This window comes from Paenibacillus hamazuiensis (genome assembly GCF_023276405.1).
GTDB lineage: Bacteria > Bacillota > Bacilli > Paenibacillales > NBRC-103111 > Paenibacillus_AF > Paenibacillus_AF hamazuiensis.
Genome location: NZ_JALRMO010000001.1, coordinates 3,519,465 through 3,540,089, shown reverse-complemented (window position 1 = coordinate 3,540,089; position 20,625 = coordinate 3,519,465). Strand labels below are relative to the sequence as shown.

The 20,625-nt window shown below is 53.2% G+C and carries 19 protein-coding genes; 18 read left to right on the top strand and 1 reads right to left on the bottom strand.

Annotated elements, in window-relative coordinates; all coding sequences use genetic code 11:
* Window positions 1–187: 187 nt before the first annotated feature.
* From MYS68_RS15670 to MYS68_RS15640, 7 genes are all read left to right on the top strand, one after another.
* Window positions 188–421, top strand: coding sequence for a hypothetical protein (locus MYS68_RS15670; RefSeq protein ID WP_248926742.1), 234 nt, complete (start codon window positions 188–190; stop codon window positions 419–421).
* Window positions 422–758: 337 nt separating this feature from the next.
* Complete coding sequence (locus MYS68_RS15665; RefSeq protein WP_248926741.1) at window positions 759–1,028, top strand: RHS repeat-associated core domain-containing protein; 270 nt, start codon at window positions 759–761, stop codon at window positions 1,026–1,028.
* 98 nt (window positions 1,029–1,126) lie between these two features.
* Window positions 1,127–1,972, top strand: a complete 846-nt coding sequence (locus MYS68_RS15660; protein WP_248926740.1) for a polymorphic toxin-type HINT domain-containing protein — start codon at window positions 1,127–1,129, stop codon at window positions 1,970–1,972.
* Window positions 1,973–1,986: 14 nt separating this feature from the next.
* Window positions 1,987–2,424, top strand: coding sequence for a hypothetical protein (locus MYS68_RS15655; protein WP_248926739.1), 438 nt, complete (start codon window positions 1,987–1,989; stop codon window positions 2,422–2,424).
* A gap of 164 nt (window positions 2,425–2,588) precedes the next feature.
* A protein-coding gene (locus MYS68_RS15650) for an IS3 family transposase (RefSeq protein WP_420852122.1) occupies window positions 2,589–3,913 on the top strand; the annotation gives its coding sequence in 2 pieces (ribosomal slippage) (window positions 2,589–2,967 and window positions 2,967–3,913; 1,326 coding nt in all).
* A gap of 184 nt (window positions 3,914–4,097) precedes the next feature.
* Entirely contained in the window at window positions 4,098–4,241 is a 144-nt protein-coding gene (locus MYS68_RS15645) for a YfhD family protein (RefSeq protein WP_248926738.1), read from the top strand.
* 11 nt (window positions 4,242–4,252) lie between these two features.
* On the top strand, window positions 4,253–4,621 hold the full coding sequence (locus MYS68_RS15640) for a hypothetical protein (RefSeq protein WP_248926737.1): 369 nt from the start codon (window positions 4,253–4,255) through the stop codon (window positions 4,619–4,621).
* Window positions 4,622–4,701: 80 nt separating this feature from the next.
* Here the strand turns inward: MYS68_RS15640 and MYS68_RS15635 are convergent, their stop codons facing one another.
* Window positions 4,702–5,625, bottom strand: a complete 924-nt coding sequence (locus tag MYS68_RS15635) for a LysR family transcriptional regulator (RefSeq protein WP_248926736.1) — start codon at window positions 5,623–5,625, stop codon at window positions 4,702–4,704.
* Window positions 5,626–6,133: 508 nt separating this feature from the next.
* On the opposite strand from MYS68_RS15635, the gene MYS68_RS15630 reads away from it, so the two are divergent.
* From MYS68_RS15630 to ggt, 11 genes are all read left to right on the top strand, one after another.
* Window positions 6,134–7,384 carry a Glu/Leu/Phe/Val family dehydrogenase gene (locus MYS68_RS15630; protein ID WP_275983479.1) on the top strand — a complete coding sequence of 417 codons (1,251 nt, stop codon included), beginning with the start codon at window positions 6,134–6,136 and terminating at the stop codon, window positions 7,382–7,384.
* A 52-nt stretch (window positions 7,385–7,436) separates the two neighbouring features.
* Complete coding sequence (locus MYS68_RS38855) at window positions 7,437–9,728, top strand: helix-turn-helix domain-containing protein (RefSeq protein ID WP_248926734.1); 2,292 nt, start codon at window positions 7,437–7,439, stop codon at window positions 9,726–9,728.
* A 156-nt stretch (window positions 9,729–9,884) separates the two neighbouring features.
* Entirely contained in the window at window positions 9,885–10,334 is a 450-nt protein-coding gene (locus MYS68_RS15620) for a hypothetical protein (protein ID WP_248926733.1), read from the top strand.
* Window positions 10,335–10,773: 439 nt separating this feature from the next.
* On the top strand, window positions 10,774–11,958 hold the full coding sequence (locus MYS68_RS15615) for a M20 metallopeptidase family protein (RefSeq protein ID WP_248926732.1): 1,185 nt from the start codon (window positions 10,774–10,776) through the stop codon (window positions 11,956–11,958).
* A gap of 20 nt (window positions 11,959–11,978) precedes the next feature.
* A complete protein-coding gene (locus MYS68_RS15610) occupies window positions 11,979–13,559 on the top strand; it encodes an ABC transporter substrate-binding protein (protein ID WP_248926731.1) in 1,581 nt (526 codons plus the stop codon).
* Window positions 13,560–13,651: 92 nt separating this feature from the next.
* The gene (locus tag MYS68_RS15605) at window positions 13,652–14,569 is read left to right on the top strand and encodes an ABC transporter permease (RefSeq protein ID WP_248926730.1); all 918 of its coding nucleotides are present in this window, start codon (window positions 13,652–13,654) and stop codon (window positions 14,567–14,569) included.
* A 22-nt stretch (window positions 14,570–14,591) separates the two neighbouring features.
* Entirely contained in the window at window positions 14,592–15,473 is an 882-nt protein-coding gene (locus tag MYS68_RS15600) for an ABC transporter permease (RefSeq protein ID WP_248926729.1), read from the top strand.
* A 5-nt stretch (window positions 15,474–15,478) separates the two neighbouring features.
* Window positions 15,479–16,471, top strand: a complete 993-nt coding sequence (locus tag MYS68_RS15595) for an ABC transporter ATP-binding protein (RefSeq protein WP_248926728.1) — start codon at window positions 15,479–15,481, stop codon at window positions 16,469–16,471.
* Window positions 16,468–17,490, top strand: coding sequence for an ABC transporter ATP-binding protein (locus MYS68_RS15590; RefSeq protein ID WP_248926727.1), 1,023 nt, complete (start codon window positions 16,468–16,470; stop codon window positions 17,488–17,490). Before MYS68_RS15595 ends, MYS68_RS15590 begins: the two co-directional genes overlap by 4 nt.
* A complete protein-coding gene (locus tag MYS68_RS15585; RefSeq protein ID WP_248926726.1) occupies window positions 17,477–18,409 on the top strand; it encodes an N-formylglutamate amidohydrolase in 933 nt (310 codons plus the stop codon). The genes MYS68_RS15590 and MYS68_RS15585 overlap by 14 nt, the downstream gene beginning before the upstream one ends.
* Window positions 18,318–19,817: a gamma-glutamyltransferase gene (ggt, locus tag MYS68_RS15580; protein WP_248926725.1), complete on the top strand. Its 1,500-nt coding sequence runs from the start codon at window positions 18,318–18,320 to the stop codon at window positions 19,815–19,817. Before MYS68_RS15585 ends, ggt begins: the two co-directional genes overlap by 92 nt.
* Window positions 19,818–20,625 lie beyond the last annotated feature (808 nt).

The following is a 20,625-nucleotide window of genomic DNA, read 5'->3' as shown; positions in this document are numbered from 1 at the left end:
CATTCAAATCTCTCGGGGTTCTTTTTTTTGCCGCACTAAAGACAACACGAAAAATCAGTAAATATGTGTGCCGCGGCGCGGTTGATATACTTGAGAGTAAACCAAGCAGACTGTTTCATCGCGACAGGCTGTTAAATTTGAAGCCGTTCAGGATGTACATTTTCGAGAAAGAGGCGATCTGTTCACCTTGCAGAAGATTCTCGGTCATTATGATTTGAGCATGGTGCGGAAATATGTGCAGATGAATCCGAACGATTTACGAGTGCAACATGATCTGAACAGCCCGATGGCTAAACCTAAGTTAAGGGGTGTGTCGCTGCCCGAAGTAGGGGTTGGTGACATTCCCTTTTTATGGGAGAAGGAAGTCAAAACGTGGGTGATTTTTGAAAAAACACGTAGACTTTACGTGGGTGGATTTTGACCTGAAAATGCCGAAAAGTCAGGCGTGGTAAGGGTTTATCTCTCGTTAACACTTGGGTTGTGAAATCGCTTTATTTTCAGCCATTATTTGGGTCGAGGGGGTTCAGAAAGCAAAGTCCTTATAAATCAAGGGTTTATAGTCATTGAAAACCTTAATAGAAGGCCCGAAACATTTGGGTTAACGAGCTGTTGCGGAGACAGGATAACACGAGTGGCAAGAGCGGATATTACTTCTACAACGGTCATGTTGATGTTGTTGCCATTAAAGACGCCGCGGTAATAACATCAATACTTATGACTATGATATTTGGGGTAATTTAACTAGCAAAACTGGTGTTATGGACAATCCGTATCGCTATACGGGTGAACCACAGGATGATGAGAGTGGATTGATTTATCTGAGGGCGGGTTATTATGACCCGACGGTAGGACGGCTTATCTCGCAGGATACGGTTGAAGGGGATTTGAATAATCTGCTGAGTTTGAATCTTTATACGTATGAGCAGAATAATCCGTTGAGGTATACTGACCCAAGTGGTCGTTGTATTGAAGGAGACGATATCTGCAATGAAAGTGAGCAAAATAAAAAAACCAGAACATTATGCTGATGAAAATGGGGTACTGCGCAATTCAAGTGACGGTAGTATAAGCCTATGAGTGGTACAATGAGTGGTTCCAAAATGACCCACAGGGCTTTATTGGTGCAATGAAAGTTAATGGATATTTGGAAGATGTAGCTATAACCATAATATTCTCCAACGTCAGCCCTGTTGAATTTGCTTCTGGCGGAGATGGTTTGGCAGGGAAAACATCGAGGTTAGTGAAAAGCAAGTTTGGTGAGCCAGATTGCAATTGTTTCGTTGCAGGTACAAAGATTCTTACAAACTTAGGGGAGAAGCCTATCGAGGAAATCGAGGTAGGGGATAAGGTACTAGCGAAAGACGATGTAACAGGCGAAATAGGTTATAAAGAAGTCGAATGGCTCTTCAGACGTGATGTTGAGGAAACTTATAATATTACTGTAGGCAGTGAGGTCATAACGACTACTGATGAACATCCATTTTGGATTGTCGGTAAAGGTTGGGTTAAGTCTAAAGATCTCGAGTCGGGTGATGTACTATCAACCTCTAATGGTACGGTATTAGCCATTGAGAAGATTGAGATAAAGAAAGGATATGCTATTGTTTATAACTTCATGGTTAAAGACTTCCATACCTACTTTGTTTCGAATCTTGGAATATGGACTCATAATGCATATAAGCCAATAAATTTACCTTCGTATAAGACAATTGATATTGGTATGGAACATATAATATCAGGTCATACAAGCGATGGTTCACGTGCCAAACAGAGTGGAGGAAAAACTATCTTCCCGTCGAATATGAATGAGTCCCAAATTGAACAGACGGTCCGTGAAGCATACAAAAACGGAAGCAAGGTACAAACTCAAGGAGAACGCGTTTTAGTAAGAGGGCAGGCTAACGGTATTAAGGTTGAAATGTGGGTTAACAGAAATACGAAGACAATAGAAACGGCATATCCAATCAATTAAAAAGGGTGGGAGATTTGATCAAAATAATATTTAATGAAACTACAACTGAGATAAGTAAGAAAGGTAATATAACAGGAGAATTATACTTCCAGTTAAAGGATTCTTTTTTTCCTATTGAAAACTGGAACGATTTCGTTGTTGTTATCTTAGTTTGGTGGAATAAATCAGCAGATTTACTTGCAAGATCTCCAGTAGGAACAATCGCCAATTTCAGTTTTATGGATGGTCCATTTTTTGTTCGGGGGAAGAAGATAGGCATTGATAATGTTACATTGACTTTTATAAGAAGAACATCGACTGTCGAGGAAGTTCTCTATACAATCGATGTTAATAATCATGTATTAAAGCGTTCTATCCTTGAGGTATCGAAAAGAGTTCTGATAATTATTAAGGATAAAAAATGGCAGTTGAACGATGATGTTCTTGAGTTAGAGAAATTAGTCTCAACGTAAATGGCTAGTCTTGGAGTCTAAAATTATGAACGCTTCAAAACTTTGAAAATCTCCCCGAGCAGAGCTAATTGAACTGTGACCTGTAGGATGGACACTTTGAAAAAAGTGCCCTTCTACGGGTCTTTTGTGTTTTAATCATGTTATAAGGAAAGTGAGGGAACGGGATGAGTAAAAAAATATTCACGGAATTAGAAATGAGGCAATTAGAGAGGAACCCAAATGTCCGTCATGTATCGGAAAAAGCCATTACCTATGAGCCGTCGTTTAAGTTGGCTGCTGTATTAGCTAATCTGGAAGGAAATACGCCTCAACAGATATTCTTAGAAGCGGGTTTTCATCTTGAGACGATTGGAAATGAGCAACCTAAACAATGCCTAAAGCGCTGGAGGGCAACATACGCCAATTACGGTGAAACTGGTTTACTGGAGGAACGCCGCGGGAAAGGGTCCCCCGGAAGGCCGTCAGAGAAGGCATTATCGATTGAGGAACAGTTAAAACGTGCAGAAGCTCGAATCGAGCTTTTAGAGGCAGAGAATGATCTCCTAAAAAAGCTCGAAGCGCTCGAAAGACAGAAGCGGAAATCCTGACGTGTTCCGAGCGCTTTCAAATGATTAATTCCACGGTCCGTTTGCATGGCATAAAACGTATGACAAGGTATCTTTGTAAGCTGCTAGCGGTAAGCTCAAGCGGGTACTATCGCTGGTTGAGCGCGGAAGAAACAAGGCAGAAACGCGAATATAGCGACGAGCAAGACGCTAATCTCATCAAAGAACACTTTGTTGCCTTACACGGTAAAGCCGGTGCTCTTGTGATCAAAATGCGGATGGAACAGCGTAGTAACGTGACCATGAACCATAAGAAAATCCGACGGCTTATGAAGAAATATAATCTCGTGGTCACGATTCGTAGAGCCAATCCGTACCGTAAAATCGCCAAAGCTACCCAAGAGCACGCTACATGTCCGAACCTGCTGGAACGTCAATTCGATCAAGGCGAGCCGGATAAAGTATTCCTGACCGATATCACCTACCTGAACTATGGGAACGGTCAGACTGCTTACTTATCTGTTATAAAGGACGGTTCAACACGCCAAGTGCCTGCTCATTACCTTTCCACGAGTCTAGACGTTTCTTTGTCGATACAAACCTTTGACAGACTCCTAGAACATTTAGATGGTAACATTCATCCAGAGGCCATGATTCATTCGGATCAAGGTATCCACTACACTCACCCTACATTTAGGGTAAAGGTGAGCGAGGCAGGCTTTCGGCAGTCGATGTCTCGAAAGGGAAACTGCTGGGATAATGCATCTATGGAATCATTTTTCGGTCATATGAAGGACGAGCTTGATCTCGCAGAATGCAACACTTTGGAGGAGCTCCGGAACCGTGTACAAGAGTATATCGACTTTTACAATTCCGAACGGTACCAATGGACATTAAAAAAGATGACCCCTGATCAATTCAGAAGTCATCTTTTGACAGCTTAGGTTCTTTTTCAATCGTCCACTTTATGGGTCACAGTTCAAATAACTCTCTCGGGGTTCTTTTTTGCTCTTTAGCTTGAACTATTTTGCGTTGACTAAAACGGCGGGGCGGCTGCATAACGAGGGCCAAAATTGCAGAACATACAAACATTGCATATGAATCCATCACAAGGAGGCTGGCCCGAATATGACTGAACAGCAAAACGAACGCAACCGGCTGCCGATTGCGAAAAACGAAGACGTGGAGTATTCCGCCGAGCTGGCAGATGCCGAAGACAAGGAAGCCCGACAGCGCGCGGATCAGGCGGATGCACGCCAGGAAGGACAATAGGTGTTTAAGACATGGCGGAAAAAAACTTACTGGCATACTTTCATACGCCGGAACAAGCGTCGGGCGTGGCTGCGAAGCTTAAGTCGCTTCGTGCGATCGACGTAAGCGTCGACCGGTTCGGCAAATACCCGGGCGAAGGCATCGAGGAAACGCAAAACCCGCTTACCGGCAACATTCCGAGCCTCGGCTGGCTGACGCTGGGCGGCGATTTTGACCGGGATTCCGGCATATTGGCCGCGGCCGATGTGAGCGCAAGCGGGATGAGCGACGGCGGGCAAGGCGGGCCGACCGGACTGGACATCGTGCTCAGCGCGGTTGTAGACGAAAGCATCTACGAGCAGGCCCGGCGCGTGATTGAAGAAGGCGGGGGGCAAATTTAACAGCCCCTTACTTTTTGCCGAAAGCAAGCCGCATCCGTCCCGGACGCGGCTTTTAATTTTGCTTGGGAAATGATGCAAAGCTAATTTTTATGGGGAACCGGGGGGATTTGATCTTGCTCCGCCTCCTGCGGGCCGTTTTGCTGAAGCAGCTCGATCAGGCGGCGCAGCGAAGGCGAGAGCCATTTCTTTTTATGGTAAATCACCTGGGTTTGGAAGCGAATATCCGGATGGGCAAAGGGCAGCACCGCCAGATTCCGCTCCTGACATTCTTTGGCGACAGCGATATAAGGCAAAAGTGCGATGCCCAGGCCGAGCCGCACCATCATCTTGATCCCCTCGATGCTGCCCAGCTCGTAGTTGAGCTCGTAACTCACGTTGTTTTCCGTAAGCAGCTTTTCCAAAGCGTCCCGGTAAGTGCATCCCGGCTCGGATGCGACAAGCGACTGGCGGTTGAAATCGGCCACCGACATCCGTTCCAACCGGGTAAGCGGATGTTCGGGGCTTGCGACAAGCACCATCCGCTCCTCGCGGATCGGCACCGTAATCAAATCGTCGTCGCGGCAAGGCCGGTCAAGGATTAGCCCGACGTCGTGGGAGCCTTTTTTGATCGCCTCGATTATGCCGGCTTCCGTCGAAGGATGAATGTTTAACAAAATGTGCGGAAAGTTTTCCCGAAATGCGCTTATAATCGGCGGCAGAAAAAAAGGCAGCAGCGATTCGATGGTGCCGATGTGCAGCTGGCCTATCGATTGCTTGGCTATTTGCTGCTTGGACTCCTCATGAAGGGCTAAAATCCGCTCCACATACTTCTTCAGCTCCTCACCCGCCGAGGTAAGCCTCATGATCCTGCCGTATCTTTCGAACAGCACGACGCCGTATTCGTTCTCGAGCTTTTGAATTTGCGCAGTGACGCTGGACTGGGCGTAACCGAGCTGTTCCGCGGCCTTCGTAAAGCTTTGGCAGCGGACGACCTCCATAAACGTTTTGAAATATACGAAATCCACCCGATCACCTTCAATCCGTCGTTCTGAAGTTTGACGCCGTTTTACATCTCATCTTACCTCATCCGGGCCTCCGTCGTACAGCGCTTCATTTCGTGCTCCAAAAACAAAACGTCCAAATGCATGTACGTACCCCTTAAAAATTCGTTTAGTGTTTGATGGATAATGTTAACACAAAGATGCCTTGAAGCGTTATCGATAAAAACAAATGACTTCCATCGAAATTATTGATAAATCTGGACGTATGTCGTCGGATATCAGCCAAGGCGGTTTAATGGCCGAAATCAGGTTTCCGGCCAAGCTTTTTTGCACCGTAAAAAATTGCTTCCTCCTTCCGGCCCGGTGAAAAAAATGGCGGCAGTCACTCCGAATGCTTGCCGTTATTGAAGGGTCAGCCGCTTCGCCAGCTCCCGCCGCCGGTAAATTATTGTCAATTGTTTCCCGGGCGGAAGCCGGATTATATTGTGGGGGAACGATTCAAACGATGCATAAAGATGAGGGGGACGAAAAAATGTCGGCAAAACATGAGCCGAATATTCTGGCATCGACGCAGCAATTGGTGAAGGAAGCGGCCCGGCGGCTCGGCTTCTCCGAGGCGATGGCCGAGCTGCTGGAGGAGCCGATGCGGGTGCTCAAGGTTCGCCTTCCCGTGAAAATGGATGACGGCAGCGTCGCCATTTTTACGGGATATCGCGCGCAGCATAACGATGCCGTCGGGCCTACCAAAGGAGGCGTGCGGTTCCATCCGGACGTGACGGAGGAAGAAGTGAAGGCGCTGTCGATCTGGATGAGTCTCAAGTGCGGCATCGTGGATCTTCCGTACGGCGGGGGCAAAGGCGGCATCGTTTGCGATCCGCGGCGGATGTCGTCCGGCGAGCTGGAGCGGCTGAGCAGAGGGTACGTGAGGGCGATCAGCCAGATCGTCGGGCCGACGAAAGATATTCCGGCTCCGGACGTGATGACGAATTCGCAAATTATGGCGTGGATGATGGACGAGTACAGCCGCATTCGCGAGTTTGACGCTCCCGGCTTCATTACCGGCAAACCGCTCGTGCTCGGCGGCTCCCGCGGCCGGGAAACGGCGACGGCGCAAGGCGTCGTGCTGATGATCCGGGAAGCGGTGCGCTGTTTGGACATGCCGCTCGAGGGGGCCAAGGTCATTGTGCAGGGCTTCGGCAACGCAGGGAGTTACCTCGCCAAGTTTATGAACGAAGCCGGGGCTTTGGTGGTCGGCATCTCGGACGAGCACGGCGCGCTGTACGATCCGCAGGGGCTGAATGTCGGCGAACTGCTCGATCGGCGGGATTCATTCGGTTCCGTTACCCGGCTCTTCCCGAATACGATCACAAATGCAGAGCTGCTGGAGAAGCCTTGCGACATTCTGGTGCCGGCCGCGGTCGCGGGGCAAATTACGGAGCGCAATGCGGCGAACATCCGGGCCAAGGCGGTGGTGGAAGCGGCGAACGGGCCGACCACAATGGAGGCGACCCGGATACTGGCGGACCGCGGCGTACTGATCGTCCCCGACGTGCTGGCGAGCGCGGGTGGCGTCGTCGTTTCCTATTTCGAGTGGGTGCAAAACAACCAGGGCTATTACTGGGATGAGGATGAAGTAAGCCGCAAGCTGGAGCAAAAGATGAAGGCAAGTTTCGAACGGGTGTACGGCATTTCCCGCCAAAGGAACGTCGATATGAGGACGGCGGCTTATATGGCAGGGGTACGTCGGCTTGCCGAGGCCATCAAATACAGAGGTTGGATTTAGCCGATTGTGCTACAATATCATATCATGAACCGATGACGAGGAGGGAAGGCTCGTGAAGCCGTTTATCGGACGACATTATATGAAAACCGTACTTGTATCCCTCTCCGCCGTATTGGCCATGGCTTTGCTGATCGCCTTGCCCGGTTACCGTTACGCCTCGGGCGCGTTTGACGGCAGCCATATATCCAACCACGTGAAAATGGCCGAGCTGCTGGGTGCGCAGCTGGATGCCGAGCTGGAAACGGTCGTCAAAAGCGCGTCCAGCCTGCTGATGGACCCGGAGGTGCTGCTGGCGATTTATGCGAAAGACATGGAGCAGCAGACGGGCAAAGTTTCGCTCATCCAGCAGAAGCTGATCGCGTATTCGAAAAATGTGAAAAACCTGTACAGCGCCGATTTGTATTTGCCTACGTCCAACCTGCTCATTTCCGGCACGCAGGGAATCATTCACTCCTCGTCGATTCCCGATGAAACGGTGCGGCTGTACCAGACCGTCGAAGCGCTGCGCAAGCCGCTGTGGATGTATACGAAGCAGCAGTCCAGCGAGGACGTCGTTTCGTTTTTTCAGCCGCTGCCGGTGCAGTCGAATTTTCCCCAGGCGTACCTGGCGATCCATATCCGGGAGCGGGCGATCAACAATATTTTAAAATCAGGCGGAACCGACATTCCGCATGAAGCGATGGTCGTCAGCGAATCGGGCAAAATCATTTCCTCGGAAAACAAGCAGCAGCTCGGTAAATTTTTGGATTCGGACAAACAGCGGATGCTGAAAAGCATTTTGGATTCGCCGGACCATACCGGCTATATCATGGAGCGTTCCTCGGATACATTTACTGCGTTCAGCCGCTCCTCGTCCGCGGAATGGATTACCGTGCTGCGGTTTCCGGCGGATTCGTTTTTTTCGTACAAATCCGACATGTTCCGCTTCACGGCGTTTTTGCTGTTTTTCCTGGTCGCGGCGGCCATACTGCTGCTGCCTCCGGTTTTTTATTACATGCATACGCCCGTCGTAAGGCTGATTCGAGGGATGGGCATCGCTCAGCGGCAGGAGGAGCCTCACCGGAAGGTGCGTTTCCCGGACGAATGGGAGCTTTTGCAGGAAGGAAAGCGTCACATGGAGCGGGAGCTCGCCCGGCTGCAGGAGCAAAACGGCAGGCAGGGCGTATCCGTTAAGGAGCTCGCTTTGTTCCGGCTGCTTCACGGATCGTTTGCCGAGACCGGGCCGGAGCAATTGGCCGTTTATATTCATGAGCAGGGGCTGAACGAGCGGGACAAATATTGGACGATCGTCGTGGAGCCGGAGCCGGACGAATCCGAATCCAATTTTGCGAACGAGGAGAAGCCGCTGCAGTTTTTCGCGGTATCCAATCTGTGCGACGAAATATTGCGGCAAAATCATTTGGATGGCCATGTGCTGCCCTCGCTCGATATGAAGCATGTGATCGTTTTGTGCAGCGCGCCGCTGCATACGAAGGAACGCCAGCTGATCGGCGTCACGATGTTGGCAGCCGAGTCGATCCAGGCCGCCGTTTCCAACTACTTGAAATTGTCCGTGTCGATCGGCATCGGGGACGCGTACACGCTGAGGGAGGGCATTCACCGCTCCTACCGCGAATCGTGCGATTGCCTGCGGGAAAGGCTTGTGCTCGGTCCCGGGCGGATTATTACGACGGCGGAGACGAATCGGAAGTTCGTCTATTCGTATCCCTACGAGCTGGAGAGCCTTATGCTCAAGGAGCTGAAGCAAAACAACCAGGAGGAGTGTCTGCGGCTTTTTGACAGCATCATTCAGCATATGGCGGATGCCCGCGTCAATGCGGCCGCAGCGCTTCAGGCGGCTTACACGGTGTACCTTTCCGTGCTTCGCATCGTGGACGAAGCGTCGGACGGACAAGCAATTGCCGTCCGCTGGGATCCGGAAGCTTCTCCGGGTTGGACTGCGATCGAAGAGCTGCAGGCGTGGTTCAAGACGGGATTTTTTCCGGAAGTTTTCAAGACGATGGATTTGATGAACGAAAACAAGGGGCGGCAAACGATCGAAGCGGTCAAGGAATATTTGTATGAAACGGTCACGCAGACGCACTCTTTGACCTCCGTGGCGGAGCAGTTCGGCCTGAACCCGTCGTACCTCAGCCGGCTGTTCAAGAAGCTGAGCGGCCAAAGCTTCGTGCAGTTTACCGCCAATCTGAAAATCGAAAAAGCGAAGCAGCTGCTGCTGAATACGAACCTGTCGGTTGTTGAAATCGCCGAAGCGGTAGGGTATACGGAGCGGACGTTCGGGCGTGTGTTTAAAAATGTGACAGGCACGACGCCGGCCAGCTTCAGAGTGCAGCATAAAAACTGACCAAGCTGATATGTGCGATCTTCCGACGGGTACTGAATCTGACCACCATCGTATGCAAAAAATACTCAGACTATTGAGTATATATTCATACTGCGAAATCAGTTACGATGTTATCCATAAGAGTGATCCAACAAAACAATATGGAGGCTGATTTCAATGAGTATGAGAAAAGTATTAAAAACGTCAGTATTTGGTTTAGTCGCGTCTGCCTTACTGTGCGTACCGGTATCTGCACAATACGTGGATTCGAGGAAACAAGAGCCGCTGCCTAAAATACAATATGAATTGCCAAAGGAACACGCTATTACACCGGCAATCGCTGCGGATTTAGGTACTGTATATCTTTCTTTCTTTGGAGGGTTTGATTCAGATTTCAAACGGATAAAGCTCCCTGCAAATCTGGATCATAATGTAGATAATATTGAAATTATTTGCGACGATTCTGTCAAAAAACTACTTCATGTGGGATATGACGGCTTTTATATTTCAGTCCAGCAGTTGTATTATCAAAAGGATACTGCAAGAGCGAAGGTAATAATAACAGGCAAGAATGGCGCCAAAGCGTTCCTCACCGTATTTATGGAAAAAGGGCACCCTTATCCGTAAAAGAAAACTTCTCCATATTCTCCATCGCCGAGCATATCGATCCAATAATCAGTCAACGCAAAAATGATGAAAACAGGCTGCCGATTTGTCGGCAGCCTGTTCAACTACTCGGTCTTCTATGATTCAACCTCGATTTCGTACATACCTGTTAATCCGACAACAATGCGCCCGAGCGCTTGGGATCACCCGGCGGGGATTGAGGGCGTATTTTTGCGTTTGCAGGCATACCGTCATTTTTTTTCAGTGTCGTTTTCGATGTGAAAAAAATGGCGGATTGCCTGTAGTCCGGGCAGGTTCAGGCTTGGAATGCGGCGGGTGCCCCTTGTGTGCGATTCCGCATCCGGACGGGTAAATTATTGTCAGTTGCCGCAGGGCGATGCCCCACTCTAAGATGAACTCATCAACCGCTGACCAATTTGGCAGATAAGGGGGCAAGCATGTGGAGGAAGTTTTATCCAAAGCTCAGCAGTTGAAGGAGCGGCTATCCGAATGGAGAAGAGAGTTGCACCGGCATCCAGAGCTCGGCTTTGAAGAGCAGAGAACGAGCGAATTCGTCAGGAAAAAGCTGGGTGACATAGGAGTCACCGGGCTGAAGACGATCGCCAAAACCGGTGTTGTCGCGCTGATCGAAGGGGAGGCGGAGGGGCCGACGATTATGCTCCGGGCGGACATGGACGCGCTGCCGCTCCAGGATGAAAAGCAGACCGAGTACGCCTCGCTTATTCCCGGCAAAGCCCATCTGTGCGGCCACGACGCTCACACGGCGATGCTGCTTGGGGCGGCGGCGCTGCTCAAGCAGTCGCGCATCCCGCGCGGCAGCGTCAAGCTCATTTTTCAGCCGGCCGAAGAGGGATTGGCGGGGGCGAAAGCGATGATCGCCGACGGCGTGCTGGAGCAGCCGAAGGTGGATGCGGCCGTTGCGCTGCACGTGTTTCCGAGCTTGCCGGTCGGCGCGGTTGGCGTTGCTCCCGGTGCGTGCACGGCTTTTTCGGACCGGTTCGATCTCGTGATCAGCGGCAAGGGCGGACATGCGGCGCATCCGCATCAGGCGGTCGATTCGGTTACAGTAGCGGCGCAGGTCATTACGGCGATTCAGCAAATTGCAAGCCGAATGACGGATCCGCTGCAGCCGGTCGTCGTCACGATCGGCAAAATCAGCGGCGGGTACACGCGCAACGTGATCGCTCCTTCCGTCTCGCTGGAGGGCACGGTGCGAACGCTCGACAAGGCCGCTCAAGAGGCGGTTCCGGAGCTGCTGGAGCAAGTCGTCAAGGGGGTTTGCCAAAGCTTCGGGGCAACCTTCCACTTGGAATACCGCAAAGGGTATCCCTCCGTGATGAACGATCCGTCGCTTATTCCGCTGCTCGAGGACACTGTGAAGGACGTGCTCGGCCGCGATGTGCTGAAGCTGAAGCCATCCATGGGCGGAGAAGATTTTTCCTATTACGCGGAGCAAGTCCCCGGTTTGTTTTTACGGCTTGGGGTTCGCAATGAGGAAAAAGGGTTCGTCCACCCGCTGCATCATCCGCTCTTCGATTTGGACGAAGAGGCTTTGCCGATCGGAGCGGCGCTGCTCGCCGAATATGCTTTAAAGTTTTTACGTACACATTCAGCACAATTGTAAACAAAAAGGGGGCCATAACGATGATCGACGAAAATAGCTCGACATGGGCAAAACGTTTGCTGCTTCTGATCTTGACGCTGCTTGTGCTGGCCGGCTGCTCGAAACCTTCCGCCACGCCGGACGCGAAATCTGCGGGAGCGGACAAAGGCGAAGACAAGGGAAGCCGCATTCTGACCATAGGCATGCCGACCGACATGGTATCGTTCGATATCCATAATCACAATACGATTTTGACCGAAGCGATTCATATCAATATGTTCAATTACTTATTCAAGCGCAATTCCGACTTGGAGATCAAACCCGATCTGGTGGAAAGCTACAAGGTCGTCGACGATACGACGTGGGAATTCAAGCTGAAAAAGGGAGTCACCTTCCATAACGGAGATCCGTTTACGTCGGCCGACGTGAAATATACGCTCGAGCGTGTAGCCAAGGACAAAGGGCTGAAGGAAAACCCAAACTACAAGCAGATTAAAGAAGTCAAGATCATTGACGATCAGAACTTTCAAATATTGACAGACGGCCCCCAGCCGGCTTTGCTTAACCGATTGTCTCGGATCGGCTCGGGTATGCTGCCCAAAGCTTATATCGAGAAAAACGGCTTCGACTATTTTCTTGCTCATCCCATAGGCACAGGGCCGTTCAAGTTCTCGGAATGGGTGCGGGACGACCGCGTGGTGCTGGAGGCATACGACAACTATTTCGAAGGCCGCGTGAAAGATTGGGATCGCGTCGTGTTCCGCAAAATTCCGGAAGATTCCAGCCGCGTCAACGAGCTCTTAGCCGGAAGTGTCGATCTGATCGCGAACCTGCCGGCCAACCTGGTCAACGTCGTGAACGCGGAGCCTAAAACGACGATGCTGAAGGCAACGTCCAACCGCGTAGGCCTGCTGGCCGTCCGCTCCACCAAGGGGCTGCCGACCGCAGACCCGAAGGTGCGCGAGGCGATCGACCTTGCGATCAACAAGAAGGCGCTCGCCGAGACGGTGCTCGGCGGATATGCGACGCCGACGCGCACCCGCGTCACTCCGGGCAATTTCGGCGCCGACCCTTCGCTGTACAACACGTCGCTTTACGATCCGGACAAGGCGAAGCAGCTGCTGAAGGAAGCGGGGTACGCAAACGGACTGACGATTACGCTGCATTCGCCGAACGGCGTGTATACGAAAGATAAAGAAGTTTCGGAAATGATCCAGGCGATGCTCGGCGAAGTCGGCATCAAGGTGAACCTGGAGCTGATGGAACGGGCGAAATTTACGGAAATGCGGGCGGCCGGCAAAAACAAGGAGCTGTTCCTTGCCTCCTACGGCAACTCGCTGTTCGACGCCGACACGGCGCTCGACGTGTACCGCACCGAAAAGGCGAAAACGGAGCTGGACTACAGCAACAGGGAGGTCGACGACCTGCTGAAAGCGGCGCTTGTCAATATGAACCCGAAAGACCGGACCGCCCAATACCAGCGGATTCAAAAAATTGTCGCCGAAGAGCGGCCGCACATTTACCTGTACTCGGAGCAGGGCTTGTACGGCGTGAAAAAGACGATCAACTTCAAGCCGCGGACCGATGAGATGATCTACGTGCCGGATATTACGAAAAAGTAAGAGCGGGCATAAGGGGCCGGGTTTACTTTCCCGGTCCTTTTTTGTCGGGTTGACTTGCCGCTTCACAGAACCTTGTTTTACGGGGAGGTATCATGAAAGGTTACATTGCCAAAAGACTGCTGCAAATCGTACCCGTTCTTTTCATTATTACGTTTATCGTATTTGTCTTGCTGTATATGACCGGGGATCCGGTGCTGCTGATGCTGCCCGAAACGGCAACCGAGGAAGAACGGCAGGCGCTGAGGGAAGCGCTTCATCTCGACCGTCCGTTTTATGTCCAGTTTGCGACCTTTTTATGGGGAGTGATTCAGGGTAACTTCGGCAAATCGTATTACTACGGCCAGGAAGCGCTGCCATTCGTGCTGGAGAGACTGCCCGCGACATTTGAGCTCGCAGCGGCTTCCATGCTCATCGCGATCGTGATCGCGGTTCCTTTCGGCATTTGGTCGGCCACCCACAAAAACAAATGGCTCGACGTCCTGATCAGCAGTGTCGCCGTACTGGGCAAGGCGATGCCGAACTTCTGGTTCGGCATTATGCTGATCCTGCTTTTCTCCGTGAAGCTGCACGTGCTGCCGGTTTCCGGCCGGGGGACCCTGGAGCACCTCGTGCTCCCGGCGGTAACGCTCGGCTTTGGGATCGCGGCGCAAATTACCCGCCTGATCCGTTCGGCGATGCTGGAAATTTTGCAGCAGGATTACATTCGCACCGCAAGAAGCAAGGGGCTGATCGAGATGCTCGTCATTTACCGGCATGCCTTCCGCAACGCGCTGATCCCCGTCGTCACGATTATCGCCATGCAGGCGTCCTCGCTCATCGGCGGCGCCTTGATTACGGAAACCGTCTTTTCCTGGCCGGGGCTCGGTCAATTGATCGTACAGGCGATCAGCCGCAAAGATATGGCGATCGTTGAAGCGTCCGTCTTTATCATCACGCTGGTCGTCATTTTGTCCAATCTGCTCGCGGACATTGTTTATAAATGGCTGGACCCGCGTATTAAGTACCAATAAACCAAAGAAAGAGCGATTTCATATGAAAACAAACGGCTTGAAACGCGGGATGTCGCTTTTGCTTCGGAGTAAAACGGGAACCATCGGCCTCATCATCGTCAGTTTTTTGGTGCTCATCGCCGTATTTGCTCCATGGCTTGCCCCGTACGATCCGGCGAAGGTCAATCCGTCGGCCATACTGAAGCCGCCCTCATGGCTGAGCGGAGGCTCAAGCCAGCATCTGCTCGGCACGGATAATCTCGGCAGGGATATGCTCAGCCGCATCATTTACGGCTCGCGGGTTTCGTTGTCGGTCGGCATCAGCGCCGTCGTGGTGGCCGGGGCCATCGGTCTTATGCTCGGGCTCGTATCCGGGTTTTACGGAGGTTTTATCGATAATGTGTTGATGCGGCTGGTCGATTCGTTTTTGGCCATCCCGCATATATTATTTACCTTGGTCGTGCTGGGCGTGCTCGGTCCGAGCATGACAACGCTTATACTTGTGCTCGGGATAACCAACTGGGTATCCTATGCCCGCGTCAGCAGGGGAGAAGCGCTCAGCGTGAAGGAGCGCGAATTCGTCAAAGCGGCCCGTTCCATCGGCGTGCGCGACCGGTTGATCATGCTGCGGCATTTGCTGCCGAACGTATTTTCTTCCTTTATCGTGATCGCGACCTTGAATGTAGCCGGAACGATCATTGCCGAAGCGTCGCTCAGCTTTCTCGGCCTCGGCATCCAGCCTCCCGCCGTTTCGTGGGGCGGTATGCTCAGCTCGGGACGCACGTATTTGTCGACAAGCTGGTGGGTGGCGACGTTTCCCGGGGCGGCGATCACGCTGACGGTGCTCGGCATCATCATGCTTGGAGATTGGCTCAGGGATTTGCTCGACCCGCGCTCCCAGGGCCAAAAATACGCGAAGGAGTGAGGGCGATGGAACAAACGGCGCTGCTGAGCGTGACGGATTTGAAAACATGCTTTTACACGGACGGCGGTGTCGTCGCTTCGGTGGACGGCGTTTCCTTCTCCGTGCAAAAAGGAGAAACGGTGGCGATCGTCGGGGAATCCGGGTGCGGGAAAAGCGTCACTTCTTTATCCATTCTCGGCCTGCTCGGAGACTCCGGCAAGGTCGTGCAGGGAAGCATCGAATTCGAAGGGACGGACCTTTTGAAGCTGTCCAAAAAAGATATGAGACGGATGCGCGGCAGCGATATTGCGATGATTTTTCAGGAGCCGCTTACTTCGCTGAATCCGGTTTTCACGGTAGGCTACCAGATCCGCGAGACGATACTGATTCACGAAAAAATCGGCAAAGAGGCGGCCAGGCAGCGGGTGATCGAGCTGCTCAGGCAGGTAGGCATCCCTCATCCGGAGCGGGTATACGGCTCTTATCCCCATTCCCTCAGCGGGGGAATGCGGCAGCGGGTGATGATCGCGATGGCGATCGCCTGCCGGCCGAAGCTGATCATTGCGGACGAGCCGACCACCGCGCTCGACGTGACGATCCAGGCGCAAATTTTGCGCATTCTTCGGTCGCTGAAAGAGCTGAACGAAACGACGATTCTGCTCATCACGCATGATCTCGGCGTCGTTGCGGAGGTGGCCGACCGCGTGATGGTCATGTATGCGGGGCAAATCGTCGAGCAGGCCGACGTATTTACGTTGTTTGCCGCTCCGAAGCATCCTTATACGGTCGGGCTGCTGAACAGCACGCCGAAAATCCACAAGCTGTCGGAGGAGCTGGAGAGCATCGAAGGCGCGGTGCCAAGCCCGCTCAGCATGCCCGGGGGCTGCCGGTTTCACCCGCGTTGTCCGCAGGCCAGGGACGTATGCCGGAAGGCGGCGCCTGAAACGTTCGCGTTCGCGGAGCGGGAAGAAGTCCGGTGCTGGCTTTATGGGGAAACGAAGGAGGCGGCTATCGGATGACGGACAGCCAAGATAAGCGGCACGTGCTGCTGGAGCTCAAAGGCGTCAAAAAATATTTCGACATCGGCGGCGGGTCCTTGTTCGCCCCGAAACAACAGCTGATGGCGGTCGACGGAGTGGATCTGACCGTCTATGCGGGCGAGACGCTGGGCATTGTCGGGGAATCCGGCTGCGGCAAATCGACGCTCGGCAATTTGATTTTGCGGCTGCTCGAGCCGACCGCAGGCGAGGTGCGGTTCGAAGGCGTGAACTTGAACACGATGAAGGGGGAGGCGCTGCGGCGCAAGCGGGCGGAGTTTCAAATGGTGTTTCAGGACCCGTTTTCCTCGTTAAATCCGCGGATGCGCGTTTTCGATCTGATCGCCGAACCTTTAAAAACGCATGGAGCCGTAAGCCGAAAAGAGCTGGGCGAGCGGGTCGGCGAGCTTCTGCAGGCGGTCGGGCTCGATCCGTCGTACGCAGGCAGGTATCCGCATGAATTCAGCGGAGGGCAGCGGCAGCGGATCGGCATCGCCCGCGCGCTTGCGCTGAAGCCGAAGCTGATCGTGTGCGACGAGCCGGTTTCCGCGCTCGATGTGTCGATCCAGGCGCAAATTTTAAATTTGCTCGCGGCGCTCAAAAAGCAGTACAAGCTGACGTACGTGTTCATCGCCCACGGCATTCCAGCGGTCAAGCATATCAGCGATCAGATCGCGGTCATGTATCTCGGCAAGGTAGTCGAGCTTGCTCCGACCGCCGCGTTGATGGAGCATACGGCGCATCCGTACACGGCAAGCCTGCTTTCGGCCGTACCGATCCCGGACCCGACGCTGCGGGGGGCTAAGAAGACGGCGCTGCTCGAGGGCGATCTGCCGAGCGCGATCAACCCGCCGTCCGGCTGCCGGTTTCACCCGCGATGTCCGTACGCGACGGACAAATGCCGGAACGAAGAGCCGCAGCTCGCGGAAATTGCGCAAGGCCACTATGCCGCATGTCATTACCCGCTGGAAGAAGGAGGGATGGCGCATGTATTGGCGTGAAGCGGAGGGCGCGAAAGGGAGCTCATGCAGCTCGCCTGCCGGGGATGCGGACGGGCAGGATGCTTTACACGAGCCGTGTGCGGCAAATGAGCGGGGGCTGTCGGCCGGGCAAAGGAATGGTCCGGGGGAGGAGCGCGAGCAAGACGTGGCACCTCCCGGCGGGCTCGAGCGGCTGGCGCGCCTGGCCGAGGCGCTGGAAGCGCCTTTTGCACTGAACGATTACAACGGCAATATGATGGGCGGCATCGTGTATGCATACCAGACGGGGGGCTGCCCGATCCTCGTCTCCTGCCCGCACACGGTCAACCATCTGCGCGGGGATTGGGTGAAGGAAATGGACGAGTACACCGGCGCGCTCGGTCTGATTTTGAAGAGCATGACCGACTGCCACCTGATGTACACGACACGGCTTTACGATGAGGATCCGAATTTCGTGGAGGGCGGTGTGTACAAAAACGAGCTAGTCCGGCTCGCGAGGCGCCACGGCATCCGGCTTGTGATCGACTTGCACGGCGCTTCGGCGGCCCGGGAGTTCGACATCGACCTCGGGACGCAGCACGGCAGGACGCTGCGCGAGCCGCTAGCCGGTCTCATCGTCCGCCGCTTACAAAACTATGGAATCAGCGGCGTCCGTTTGAACGATACGTTTGCCGCCACCCATCCGGGGACCGTGACATCGCATGTTTTTGAGCATATGAAAATCCAATGCGTGCAGGTCGAGATTAACGGCAAGTACCGCACGCCGCAGACCGACGCGGAATCGTTCGCGAGACTGGTTGGCGGACTGGCGGATGCACTGGAAGGCATAAAGGAGGAGATCGCACGGGATGAACGGGACAAAATCAGGATCATACGGAGTGAGCGCGGCTCATCCGCTGGCTGCCGACGCCGGCATGCGCATTTTGGCGCAAGGCGGTAACGCCGTCGATGCGGCGATTGCGGTTTCGTTTGCGCTCGGCGTCGTCGAGCCTTACGGGTCGGGCATCGGCGGCGGCGGGGCGACGATGCTGTACCACGAATCGCTGGGAGCTCCGCTGTTTTTCGACTACAGGGAAGTGCTGCCCGCGTCCGGTATCGTTTCGCCGAAGGAGGTCGGCGTCTGCGGGTTCGTCAAAGGCATGGAGCACATGCACGCGAAGCTCGGCTCGATGCCGTGGAGCGATCTGCTGCAGTCGGCGATCGAGCTGGCGGAACACGGCTTTGCGATCAGCGGCATCATGGAGCACCAGCTGAATTCGGTCGCGTATTTGGACCGCTCTGCGCTGCCGCATTTTTTTCCGGACGGCGAGCCGTTGAAGGCGGGAAGCGTTCTCCTTCAGAAGGAGCTGGCGGAAACGCTGCGGCATATTGCGGCGCAGGGGGCCCGTTATTTTTACGAAGGGTCGGTTGCGGAAGATATCGTTCGTCTCGTGAACGGCATGTCGCTTGACGATCTTCGCGGGTACCAAGTGCTCGAAAGAACGCCGGTCAGCGGATTTTTTGCGGGCTATGAAATTATCGGCTCGCCGGCGCCGCTTGCCGGAATTACGATCGTGCAGGCGCTGCAAATAGCGGAGTATTTGAAGGCGAGCCGTTATGAGGAAGGTACGGCCGAATTTGTCCATCTGATCGCCGACATCATCAAAACATGCTTCGACGACCGGAAATCGCTCATGGGCGACCCGGCTTTTGTACCCGTGAATGCGGAAAAGCTGACTGCGCCGGACTATTCGCTTAGGCTTGCGAGCCGGCTTCGCCCCGACCGTTTGTCCGACGCATCGGCCGCCGAAGCGAAGGACTACAACAGCACCACGCACTTCGTCGCGGTGGACCGGCATGGGATGATCGCTTCCGTCACGAACACGGTCAGCGATTTTTTCGGCTCCGGCATCTACTTGCGCGGGTTTTTCCTGAACAATCAGATGCGCAACTTCGCCTCGGAACCGGATTCGCCGAACCGCCCGGAGCCGGGCAAACGGCCGCACAGCTACGTCTCGCCGACGATGATTTTCAAGGAGGGCAAGCCTTTTTGTACTCTCGGATCGTCCGGGGGCAACCGGGTTCCGACGATACTGACGCGCCTGCTCGTGCGCTTCCTGCAAAACCGCATGCCGCTGAGCGACGCCGTCTCGCTGCCGAGATTTTATTCCGATGAGCGGCTTATTTATCATGAGGAGGACCTCCCGGAGGCCGAAAAAAGCAAGCTGCTGCAGATGGGCTACCGGCTGCAGCACCATCCGGTGCCGATCCGGTACGGCGGCATTCACGGCATGGTGATCGGCGAACAGGGTGCGATGTACGGCATCGCCGATCCCCGCCGCCAAGGAAAATGCGCGATCGGGCGCTGACGGCAGGATAAGGACTAGTCGGCGCATAGACCTTAGTACAAACAAGATTTTTTCCCGAACATATGTTACATCATCTCGACATTGGGGGTGATTGTAATTATGGCTCGTGTAAAAGCCGTTCGTCAGACTGACTTGGTTTTGATCACTTGGTCAAGAAACCCTTTGGTCCCCGGATCCGCGCGAAGAATTACAGCTGTTCGAGTTGTCGGCAGCGCTCAACCTTGTCGTATTTCCTTGGTGCCAAACGGGTTGCTGAGACAAGCACTGGCTTGCTTATTAGACAAAGACGTAGGTTTTAAAGTGGTTTTTCGCAGAAAAACTTCAAGTATCAGCGGTTATTTGCTGCTCCAACGTAATCGATAATCAAGGGCTATACGAAATCTTCGTATGTTTCTTCCCCCTTTTATACGGACCGAGAGAAGAGGAGAAAATCCTCTTCTTTTTTTCTGATGTTAGAAACCCATCCTCGCGACAAAAATGTTCCGCTGACGGTTCTTTTTTGAACAGGTTCTCCCGGTTTTCCCGAAATAGGGCTGTCAATCCGCAATGATGCCAAAACCTCCGGATAGCCCGGTCAAAAAATGACGGTCCCCGCACCGTCATTTTTTGATCTTTCTTTCATATGGGCCTGTCAATATTGGCAAAACGGAATTTCGACAGATCGGTTAAGCATCATACCGCTGCAAAAAATGACGGGACTGCCGAGCCGGGTAAATTATTGTCGCTTGAAACGGGATACCAATTTTTTACTATGGAGATGTGGGGCCCGAACATAAAAGTGCCCTGCACAAAAATGCGAGGAGGCGAT

What these genes read in the sequence shown, in the direction of transcription:
- MYS68_RS15660 (WP_248926740.1), top strand. Translation starts at nt 1,127, where the DNA reads ATGAAAGTTAATGGATATTTGGAAGATGTAGCTATAACCATAATATTC.
- MYS68_RS15585 (WP_248926726.1), top strand. Translation starts at nt 17,477, where the DNA reads ATGTATTGGCGTGAAGCGGAGGGCGCGAAAGGGAGCTCATGCAGCTCG.
- MYS68_RS15595 (WP_248926728.1), top strand. Translation starts at nt 15,479, where the DNA reads ATGGAACAAACGGCGCTGCTGAGCGTGACGGATTTGAAAACATGCTTT.
- MYS68_RS15610 (WP_248926731.1), top strand. Translation starts at nt 11,979, where the DNA reads ATGATCGACGAAAATAGCTCGACATGGGCAAAACGTTTGCTGCTTCTG.
- MYS68_RS15600 (WP_248926729.1), top strand. Translation starts at nt 14,592, where the DNA reads ATGAAAACAAACGGCTTGAAACGCGGGATGTCGCTTTTGCTTCGGAGT.
- MYS68_RS15630 (WP_275983479.1), top strand. Translation starts at nt 6,134, where the DNA reads ATGTCGGCAAAACATGAGCCGAATATTCTGGCATCGACGCAGCAATTG.
- MYS68_RS15605 (WP_248926730.1), top strand. Translation starts at nt 13,652, where the DNA reads ATGAAAGGTTACATTGCCAAAAGACTGCTGCAAATCGTACCCGTTCTT.
- MYS68_RS15640 (WP_248926737.1), top strand. Translation starts at nt 4,253, where the DNA reads ATGGCGGAAAAAAACTTACTGGCATACTTTCATACGCCGGAACAAGCG.
- ggt (WP_248926725.1), top strand. Translation starts at nt 18,318, where the DNA reads ATGAACGGGACAAAATCAGGATCATACGGAGTGAGCGCGGCTCATCCG.
- MYS68_RS15590 (WP_248926727.1), top strand. Translation starts at nt 16,468, where the DNA reads ATGACGGACAGCCAAGATAAGCGGCACGTGCTGCTGGAGCTCAAAGGC.
- MYS68_RS15620 (WP_248926733.1), top strand. Translation starts at nt 9,885, where the DNA reads ATGAGTATGAGAAAAGTATTAAAAACGTCAGTATTTGGTTTAGTCGCG.
- MYS68_RS15665 (WP_248926741.1), top strand. Translation starts at nt 759, where the DNA reads ATGGACAATCCGTATCGCTATACGGGTGAACCACAGGATGATGAGAGT.
- MYS68_RS15645 (WP_248926738.1), top strand. Translation starts at nt 4,098, where the DNA reads ATGACTGAACAGCAAAACGAACGCAACCGGCTGCCGATTGCGAAAAAC.